Origin of the sequence: Photobacterium marinum, assembly GCF_000331515.1 — a bacterium.
In the GTDB taxonomy this organism is placed as follows: domain Bacteria; phylum Pseudomonadota; class Gammaproteobacteria; order Enterobacterales; family Vibrionaceae; genus Photobacterium; species Photobacterium marinum.
Genome location: NZ_AMZO01000011.1, coordinates 124,460 through 134,034, shown reverse-complemented (window position 1 = coordinate 134,034; position 9,575 = coordinate 124,460). Strand labels below are relative to the sequence as shown.

8 protein-coding genes are annotated in these 9,575 nt (G+C 50.8%); 5 read left to right on the top strand and 3 right to left on the bottom strand.

What is annotated here, in order from left to right:
- Positions 1-66 precede the first annotated feature (66 nt).
- Positions 67-840, top strand: coding sequence for a peroxide stress protein YaaA (gene yaaA / locus C942_RS09115; protein ID WP_007464920.1), 774 nt, complete (start codon positions 67-69; stop codon positions 838-840).
- A 99-nt stretch (positions 841-939) separates the two neighbouring features.
- On the opposite strand, the gene srmB is transcribed toward yaaA, so the two are convergent.
- Positions 940-2,178: an ATP-dependent RNA helicase SrmB gene (srmB, locus tag C942_RS09110; RefSeq protein ID WP_198160170.1), complete on the bottom strand. Its 1,239-nt coding sequence runs from the start codon at positions 2,176-2,178 to the stop codon at positions 940-942.
- Between the two features lie 187 nt (positions 2,179-2,365).
- A complete protein-coding gene (locus C942_RS09105) occupies positions 2,366-3,082 on the bottom strand; it encodes a tRNA1(Val) (adenine(37)-N6)-methyltransferase (RefSeq protein ID WP_036799407.1) in 717 nt (238 codons plus the stop codon).
- Between the two features lie 389 nt (positions 3,083-3,471).
- Between C942_RS09105 and brnQ the strand changes: the two genes are divergently transcribed.
- On the top strand, positions 3,472-4,782 hold the full coding sequence (gene brnQ, locus C942_RS09100; RefSeq protein ID WP_007464915.1) for a branched-chain amino acid transport system II carrier protein: 1,311 nt from the start codon (positions 3,472-3,474) through the stop codon (positions 4,780-4,782).
- 88 nt (positions 4,783-4,870) lie between these two features.
- Here the strand turns inward: brnQ and fldB are convergent, their stop codons facing one another.
- The gene (fldB, locus tag C942_RS09095; protein WP_007464913.1) at positions 4,871-5,389 is read right to left on the bottom strand and encodes a flavodoxin FldB; all 519 of its coding nucleotides are present in this window, start codon (positions 5,387-5,389) and stop codon (positions 4,871-4,873) included.
- Positions 5,390-5,613: 224 nt separating this feature from the next.
- Here fldB and xerD point away from each other — a divergent pair, with 224 nt between their 5' ends.
- From xerD to recJ, 3 genes are all read left to right on the top strand, one after another.
- A complete protein-coding gene (xerD, locus tag C942_RS09090; RefSeq protein ID WP_007464911.1) occupies positions 5,614-6,510 on the top strand; it encodes a site-specific tyrosine recombinase XerD in 897 nt (298 codons plus the stop codon).
- A gap of 241 nt (positions 6,511-6,751) precedes the next feature.
- Complete coding sequence (gene dsbC / locus C942_RS09085) at positions 6,752-7,483, top strand: bifunctional protein-disulfide isomerase/oxidoreductase DsbC (RefSeq protein ID WP_007464909.1); 732 nt, start codon at positions 6,752-6,754, stop codon at positions 7,481-7,483.
- Positions 7,484-7,666: 183 nt separating this feature from the next.
- Positions 7,667-9,391 carry a single-stranded-DNA-specific exonuclease RecJ gene (gene recJ, locus C942_RS09080; protein ID WP_007464907.1) on the top strand — a complete coding sequence of 575 codons (1,725 nt, stop codon included), beginning with the start codon at positions 7,667-7,669 and terminating at the stop codon, positions 9,389-9,391.
- Positions 9,392-9,575 lie beyond the last annotated feature (184 nt).

Below are 9,575 nucleotides of genomic sequence, written 5' to 3'. Positions count from 1 at the left end.
AACCTATTTTAGGACTAGACACGGTGTTACCCTTTGAGCAGTTAGCCGAAATAGGAATAAAGCCTTATGTTAATTGTGGTTTCTCCTGCAAAAACACTTGATTACGAGTCTCCTCTGGCCACCAAAAATTATACTTTGCCGGAGCTGACGGATCACTCAGCTGAGCTGATAGAAGTTTGCCGTGAGCTGACCCCGGCAGACATTGCCACTCTGATGAAGGTCAGTGACAAAATCGCCGGCCTCAATGCTGCCCGCTTTGCTGAGTGGCAACCGGAATTCACCATGGAAAATGCCCGGCAGGCCATTCTGGCGTTTAAAGGGGATGTTTATACCGGGCTGGAAGCGGAAACCATGAGTGAAGAGGATTTTGCTTATGCGCAGCAGCACCTGCGAATGCTATCCGGACTGTATGGCCTGCTGCGTCCGCTGGATCTGATGCAACCGTACCGTCTGGAAATGGGCACTAAGCTGGCTAATTCACGCGGTAGTAATCTCTACCAGTTCTGGGGCGAGATTATTACCGACAAGTTAAACCAGGCTCTGGCAGAGCAGGGAGACAAGCTCTTGGTCAACTTGGCATCGAATGAATACTTCAAGGCGGTGAAGCCGAAGACGCTGGATGCACAGGTGATCACGCCGGTATTTAAAGACTGCAAGAACGGCACCTACAAGGTGATCAGCTTTTATGCCAAGAAAGCCCGCGGCATGATGGCGCGTTATATCCTGGATAACCGTGTTGAGTCTGTGGAGGCATTGAAGCAGTTTGATGTGGCGGGTTACTTCTTCGTCCCGGCGGAGTCGACGCAAAGCGAACTGGTGTTTAAGCGCGAAGAACAGTAGTTACTTGTGAAATAAGAAAACTCACGAAGAATTCAGGTTATAAAAAAACGGGCTGGTTTCGACCAGCCCGTTTTGTGTTTCATAACAACTTAATACGTCTTACTTTTTCGCCTTTTTCTTTTTGGCTGACGTTTTTTTCTTGCCGTCTTTTTTGCTGTCTTTTTTCTTTTTCTTCTTCACTGTCGCCGGCTTTTTGTGTTGCGGACGCATACCTTCGATGAAGCGCTCCGGCACTTCTTCGTCCATGTAGCGGCTCACACGTTCGATCATTGTCTGATCGTGGGCTTCAACCAGTGAAATTGCGGTACCTTTCTTACCAGCACGGGCTGTACGGCCGATGCGGTGCAGGTAGATATCAGCAGTACGTGGCATGTCAAAGTTGATGACATGGCTGACGTCTGGCAGGTCGATACCGCGGGCAGCGACGTCGGTGGCAATCAGCACATTGACGGTACCGTCGCGGAAACGGCTGATTGAGTTGTTACGGGCGGCCTGGGCCATTTCACCCTGAAGCCAGCAGCACGGTACTTTCATCGCAGCCAGTTGATCACGCAATGTAGCCAGGCGCTCACGGGTTTTTACGAAGATAATGGTGCGCTCAGCCTGCTCTTTGAGAATGTTTTCCAGCAGTGCCAGCTTGTGCTCCATGTGGTCACAGCGGTGGTAGTACTGGTGGATCTTTTTACGCTCACGACGAGGTGGTTCAGCGTTAACCTCAACTGGCTCGTTCAGGATGGTGCGTGAGAACTCACGAACGCCTTTGCCTTCCAGTGTCGCAGAGAACAGCAGGCTCTGGCGGCGCCAGCGGCACTCGTGGTTGATTTTCTCAACGGCTTTGCCGAAACCCATATCCAGCATACGGTCTGCTTCGTCCAGGATCAGGCATTCGATCGCACGGCAGTCGAAGCGCTCGGCTTCAATGTATTCCATCAGGCGGCCCGGGGTCGCCACTACGATATCCTGTGTCTTACCCAGCAGCTCTGCGTGCTCGTCATAAGAGATACCGCCGGTGATGGTGAAGACTTTCAGGTTAGTGAACTGCGACAGTTCGCGAGCCTGGTCGGCAACCTGGATAGCCAGTTCACGGGTCGGAGTCAGAACCAGCACACGGGCAGGACCCGGCTTCTTGCGCGGAAAGTCTTGCAGATGCTGGATCATCGGCAGAAGAAATGCGGCTGTTTTTCCGGTACCGGTCGGAGCGGAAGCCAGAACATCTCTACCGTCCAGGGCGTGAGGGATAGCCTGTGCCTGAATAACGGTCGGGCGTGCATAGCCGATTGTTTCAATCGCTTGAAGCAGCTCGCTATCTAACTCTAATTCGGAAAAGTCTCTCACCAGTCATTTCTCCTCGGGAATTAAGACTTATACCCGTCACAGCATGTTTAAAAGGCTATAACGGGAGGATGGGGATAAGGGGCGGCATTATAGAGATAATTGCCGCAACTCGCACCGATTAAAGCACAAAAAAATCACGATAAGCCAAAACGGTGCGCAGCTGTGGTGGTTTACTGTTACTTGAGCAGGCTTAAAGCTTCAGGTAAAAGTCGCTGGTCAGGGTTGTAAATGCCTCTGAATATGCGCCCTGGTGGTGAATACAAAGCGCTTCGCTTACGGTATCACCGGATTGTGGCGAGAGTGTGATAAGCAGTCGGGTTACAGGCTTTCTCTCCGTGCCGCGTACTTCACAGACGCGGCGGCAGAACAATTTATGCTGAGTTGCCTGTTCAATCAGCTGGCGTCCTTCATATTCCGGCAGGATCAGGCTGGCATTGCCATCTTCGCTGAGCAGGTGGCGGATTACTGTCAGGAGGTCAGAGTGGCTCAGACTGTCGGTATGTCGCGCGGTTGCCCGAGCCTGGCTGTCTGCCTGCTGACCGTTGTTAAAGTAGGGCGGGTTGCAGACAATGGCGTTAAAGCGCCCCGTCGGCTGTGCCTGCGCCCAGGTTTGAACATTGTGCTCAATGCAATGCAGGCGGGATGCCCAGGGAGAGTCGGCAAAGTTCTTTCTGGCGGCATTTGCCGCAGGCTGATCGATCTCGACGGCGGTGACTGGCAGTGAAGTATGCCCGGTGCGCTGTGCGGCAATCAGTGCCAGTAATCCGCTGCCGGTACCGATATCCAGTATCTCCCCTAGCTCTGGTAATCCGGCCCAGGTGCCCAGTAGCACCCCGTCGGTACTGACCGGCATACCGCAACCGTGGTCATCAACATGGAATTGTTTGAAAGTAAAACCTTTTGCCATTTTCACTCCGTCAGGTTCGGCATTGGCGTGTGCCGGGGATGGAATTTTGTTCAGGATCGGCATTATAGCCAGTTCGATAACAACATCAGAATATTTTAATTTTGTTAATTTGTTGTTATCTGGTTATTGATTCTATTTTTTATCTTTTTAATAACTCTCTTTTACTGGTTTTATGTTTCGATCTGAGTTCTTAAAATAGCCAGTTATGCTGGTTTTTGAGCTGTGATACCAAAGATTATGGTGTTTTTCACTGGGTGGTTGCTTCTTGTTCTCTTTTTCTTCATTATGCTGCGATAAATGTCACATTCAGCAATAAGTAATTTGTGACAAATAAATTTAAGAATTACGCAAACACATCATCAATGCAGCAATGAGTGGGAGGGTGCAGTTTGAACAAATCACTCAAGTTCACAGATATCATGGCGCTGGGTTTTATGACCTTCGCTTTCTTCTTAGGTGCGGGGAACATTATCTTCCCACCTCAAGCCGGTTTGTCTGCCGGTGAAAATATGATTCCGGCTATGTTCGGTTTCCTTTCTACAGCCGTTGGCCTGCCTCTTATCGGCATTATCGCCGTTGCTGTTGCCGGTGGTGGCTGGGACGGACTGACTCGTGACCTGCCACCGAAAGTGGCAACCCTGATGGCTGTGCTGATCTTCATTATTATTGGTCCCGCTTTTGCAGCACCGCGTACAGGTCTGGTTGCTTACGAGATGGCTGTTAAGCCGTTCTTGGGTGATGCTGGTCAGACTAGCCTGACTGTATTCTCAGTGATTTTCTTTGCTGTTGCTCTGTTCTTTGCCTGGTCTCGCGGCAAGCTGATCGACATGATTGGTAAGTTCCTTACTCCGGCATTGTTTGCGGTATTGGCGGTACTGGCTATTGCGGTATTTGTTAACCCGCAGGGTGAAATCCTGGCAGCTCAGGGCGACTATATGAACATGGCGTTCACCAAAGGCTTCCTGGAAGGCTACAACACCATGGATACCTTTGCGGCACTGATGTTCGGTATGCTGATTGTTGATGTGATCCGCAAGAAAGGTGTGACAGACGAGAAAGCGACTTGTACTTACCTGATCTACGCAGGTCTGATTGCTGCAGCCGGTCTGGCATTTGTATACATCTCACTGTTCTACCTAGGCGCAACCAGCTCTGCTGTAGCGGTAGGTGCTGATAACGGCGGTGCAATTCTGGCAGCTTACGTACAGGCATTGTTTGGCCCTGTTGGTCAGATGATTCTGTCTACTATTGTACTGCTGGCTTGTTTGACTACCGCTATCGGCCTGATCAGTGCATGCTCTGATTACTTCAGCTCACTGACTAAGCTGTCTTACGAGAAGTGGGCGGTTATCCTGGCGGTGATTTGTGCGGTAATTGCAAATGTTGGCCTGAACCAGCTTATTTCACTGTCGATTCCGGTTCTGTTTGCACTGTATCCGGTAGCGGTTGCATTGGTCGCCCTGACCTTCGTTCGCCAGTGGATGCCAAACCCACGTCTGGCTTACCGCACGGTACTGTCTGTATCACTGCTGTTCAGCCTGATTGATGCGGCTAAGTTCATGGGTATTGACATGTCAGCACTAAACATCCTGCCATTGTTTGATTACGGTATGGCATGGGTTCTGCCGACACTGGCTGCACTGGTTGTTGCTCGCCTGGCGGGTAGCGCGCTGAGCCAGCAGGATGCTCAGGCAGCTTAAGCTTCAATTGAATACCAATAAAAAACGGGATGCTTTGGCATCCCGTTTTTGTATCTGTTGTTTTGTCCTGACGTTTCTAGTGTCAGTTTTATAGGGTTTCGCTGTATTCCGTCAGGATCTGCTCACACCACTGGGTGATACGGTCATCGCTCAGCTCGTACTGGCTGTCTTCATCCAGCGCAAGGCCGACAAAGAAATTCTTATCTTCGGTCAGGGCTTTTGACGCTTCGAAGTGATAACCCTCATTTGGCCAGTAGCCGACAAAATTCACCCCGGTCGGTAGCAGTTTGTCGTGCAGCATACCCATCGCATCTAAATACCATTCGGTGTAGCCTTCTTGATCACCCAGGCCGAACAGGGCAACGGTCTTGCCTTCGAGTTTCAGTCCGTCCAGCTGGTCCCAAACGGCTTCCCAGTCTTCCTGCAGTTCACCGAAATCCCATGTTGAGATCCCCAGGATCAGCATGTCGAATTGATTCATCGTGCTGATGTCTGCTTCTTTAATGTTGTGCAGTTCAACCAGCTCTGCACCGATGCATTCACGGATTTTTTCCGCTGCCATTTCGGTATAGCAGGTGGTTGAGCCATAGAATAAGCCAATTTTCATGCCGTTAGTCCAGTTGGTTTGTGCATCACAATAGGGTGGATTCTACCTAGGTTGGTATCGGTTGACTAATAGTGTTAGTCGGTTTTGGCAATTTGGCAGGAGAGTTATCTGGAAAACGCTATGTAGGGAAATGATCAATTGGTCAGTTACTTTTAGCACTAAATCGACTACTATGGGCAGAACTACTGTGTATTTATCCATGTATTTGTTGGCCAGAGGTTGTTGTGGAAAACGATGAAGTGATCATTGAGCGGTTTCTTGATGCAATGTGGATGGAGCGGGGGCTGTCTGATAATACCCTGACTTCTTACCGTAATGATCTCAGGAAATTGTGTGACTGGATCGAACAGGAAAAACTTAGCCTGGCCACGGCCTCGGTAGATGATTTGCAGCGCTACCAGCAGTGGTTGTTTGATGCAGACTATAAGCAAACCTCTCGTGCCCGTATGGTGTCGGCGATCCGCAGGCTTTATCAGTATCTGTACCGGGAAAAAATCCGTGAGGATGACCCGAGTGCCATGCTGGTGACGCCTAAGTTGCCTAAGCGGCTGCCTAAAGATATCAGCGAAGAACAGGTGGATGCCTTGCTTGATGCCCCGGATCCTAATGATCCGATTGAGCTGCGTGATAAAGCCATGCTGGAGCTGCTTTATGCGACCGGGCTGCGTGTTACTGAGTTGGTCAGTCTGACGATGGAAAACGTCAGCCTGCGCCAGGGGGTTGTGCGGGTAACCGGTAAAGGTGATAAAGAGCGCTTGGTGCCAATGGGGGAAAATGCGGTCGATTGGATTGAGCAGTTCCTTGAAGTCGGGCGTCCACAACTGTTGGGTGAGAAAAGCTCGGATGTTGTGTTTCCCAGCAAGCGGGCCAAGCAGATGACCCGTCAGACTTTCTGGCACCGGATAAAGCACTATGCAGTGCTGGCTGGTATCGATCAGGAGAAATTGTCGCCGCACGTAATGCGCCACGCCTTTGCTACTCACCTGCTGAATTACGGTGCAGACTTGAGGGTGGTTCAGATGTTGCTGGGCCACAGTGATTTGTCGACAACCCAGATTTATACGCACGTGGCAACCGAGCGCCTTAAACAGCTGCATGAGAAACATCACCCGAGAGCCTGAAGCGAATGAGATCTTCATGCAGGAAACCTGCTCTGTGTCGGAGCATAAGTTTCATGCTGAGAAAAGAGTCGGGAAATCAGTTATACTGGTTGCTTATTCGTTATTAAAATACAGAGCCCGGAGCCGACGTGCATTGCCTATCGATTGGTAGCTTGTTGGTTCTGTTATTGAACTCTGAAAGTTTTTCGGACTCTTACAGGTCTTAGTAATTATCTAAATTTTGCTGAAAGGAAATAGTCGAATGCACTTTTTTGGTCGTACCTTACTTGCCACCGCAGTTGCCATGACGGCGTTTACAGCAGCGGCTGCGCCTGATGATGCTGCTATCAAGGCGAAACTTGGTGGATTGGGACTGGTTCCGAACTCCATTACTCCGTCACCGCTGGCGGGACTGAATGAAGTGGTAACTGACCGCGGCATTATGTATGTTTCCGATGATGGCAGCTATTTCATTGCCGGTCATCTCTACAAAAATGACGGCGCTAAGCCGGTTAACCTGACCGAGCAGAAAATGGCCAAGCTGAATAAAGATAAGCTGAAAGGCCTGGAAAGCGAAATGATTGTCTATCCGGCGAAAGACGAGAAGTACGTGGTTACTGTCTTTACGGATACCAGCTGTGGTTATTGCCGTAAGCTGCACAATGAAATGAAGGCGTATAACGATGCCGGTATCACTATTCGTTATCTTGCTTTCCCGCGTGGTGGTGAGCGTTCGCGTAACTTCAGCGAAATGAGTGCTATCTGGGGGGCTAAAGATATGGCCAAAGCAATGGATGATGCCAAGAATGGTCATTTCGATCCTAGCGATATTCCTCAGCGTCCGGATGTAGTTCGCAAGCACTATCAGCTGGGTGTGGCAATGGGCGTGAGTGGTACTCCGGCTATGATTCTGGAAGACGGCACTATGCTGCCAGGTTATCAGCCTGCACCAATGCTGCGTAAAATGCTCGACAGCCGTAACGGCAACAGCTAATTCTGATACTGCTGTTAACGATACTGAATTTAAGACCCGGTGCCGGATAATGACACCGGGTTTTTTATATCGCCGCGAGATTAAAAGTTCTCGCTGAACAAGCATCTTGTGGTGACTTGGGTATATAATTGTCCGGTTCTAACAGCGCTAAAGACTCAACAACTCAGCATAAAAACAGCCTATATGATTGAAATTAAACGTCGTCCACAGGCCGATATCACCGGCTTTTCCGATGCGGTTCATCCGTTGCTCAAGCGAATTTATGCCAGCCGTGGCCTGGCTTCCGATGCAGAATTAGAGCGGGGTGTCCGTGGCATGCTGGGCTTTAACCGGCTCCATGGCATTGAGGCGGCGGTGCAGTTACTGGCCTCAGCGCTGGCTGACAACCGGCGGATCATTGTTGTCGGTGATTTCGATGCCGACGGGGCAACCAGCTCGGCATTGTCGGTGCTGGCGTTAAGGATGCTGGGTTGCCGCAATGTTGATTACCTGGTGCCTAACCGTTTTGATGACGGTTATGGCCTGAGTCCGGAAGTGGTTGAGCAGGCAGAAGTGCGCGGAGCTGAATTGATCATGACCGTGGATAACGGTGTGTCATCGATCGCCGGTGTGGCGGCGGCTAAGGAAAAAGGGATGCAGGTGTTGGTTACCGACCATCACTTGCCGGGTGATCAGCTACCGCAGGCCGATGCGATTGTTAACCCGAACCTACATGAGTGTGAGTTTCCGTCTAAGTCCCTGTGTGGTGTCGGGGTGGCTTTCTACCTGATGCTGGCGCTTCGTGCTGAATTACGCCAAAACAACTGGTTTGAAAATCAGGGGATTGCTGAGCCCAACCTTGCTGAATTGCTTGATTTGGTGGCACTTGGCACTGTCGCCGATGTAGTGGCTCTGGACGGTAATAACCGTATTCTGGTTCATCAGGGGTTGCAGCGGATCCGTGCCGGTAAGTGTCGTCCGGGTATTCGTGCCCTTATTGAAGTGGCGAACCGTGATCCGGCCCGATTGGTATCGACCGATTTGGGCTTTGCGCTTGGCCCGCGTATCAATGCTGCCGGACGTCTGGATGATATGTCGTTCGGGGTTGAGCTATTGTTGTGTGACAATATTCAGGCTGCCCGCCGGATGGCTTCGGAGCTGGACGCTTTAAACCAGACCCGCAAGGAAATTGAGCAGGGCATGAAAGAAGAAGCCTTGGCTATCTGCGAACGCCTGAAGTTCAATCAGCAGGATATGCCTTATGGCCTGGCGTTGTTCCAGCGAGACTGGCATCAGGGTGTGATTGGGATCCTGGCATCCCGTATCAAAGAGATGTACCACCGCCCGGTTATCGCTTTTGCCGATGCCGGTAACGGTGAAATCAAAGGTTCATGCCGTTCGATCCCCGGCCTGCATATGCGTGATGTCCTGGATGTGATTGATACCCAGAACCCGGGAATGATTAGCAAATTCGGTGGCCACGCAATGGCGGCCGGCCTGACGATACCGGAAGACAAGCTGTCGGCATTTACGCAGGCGTTTGATCTGGCGGTGCGCGATGAGCTGGATGAAGATGCGCTCAAAGGCGTTTTGTTGACAGATGGAGAGCTGGGGGCTAATGAACTAAACTTGCAGACAGCGGAGGTGCTGCGCGCTGGTGGCCCGTGGGGACAGCAGTTCCCTGAGCCGATGTTTGACGGCCGATTCCGCCTTTTGCATCAGAAGCTGGTGGGCGGTAAGCATCTGAAGATGATGCTGGAGCCAATCTGCGGTGGTAGCGTGATTGATGGCATTGCCTTTAATGTTGATCTGCGTCGCTGGCCGGATGCTTCAGTTCAGCAGGTACAGTTAGCCTACCGATTGGATGTGAATGAATACCGTGGTAACTGTAGTGCTCAACTGTTGGTTGAGTATATCGAGGCGCTTTAAGCGTGATTCCATTGAGTTACAAGCAGCGGGGCAGGTAGGCCCCGTTGTTGTCTGTGTTGGTGTCTAGGCTGGCCGGGATGAAATGCGGCTGAAGCCTGAGACAGTAACTAAATTATTTCAAGATGGTGACAAGACTGTTTATATGATCGGGATGGAATAATAAAATCACCGATAACCTTTCTTC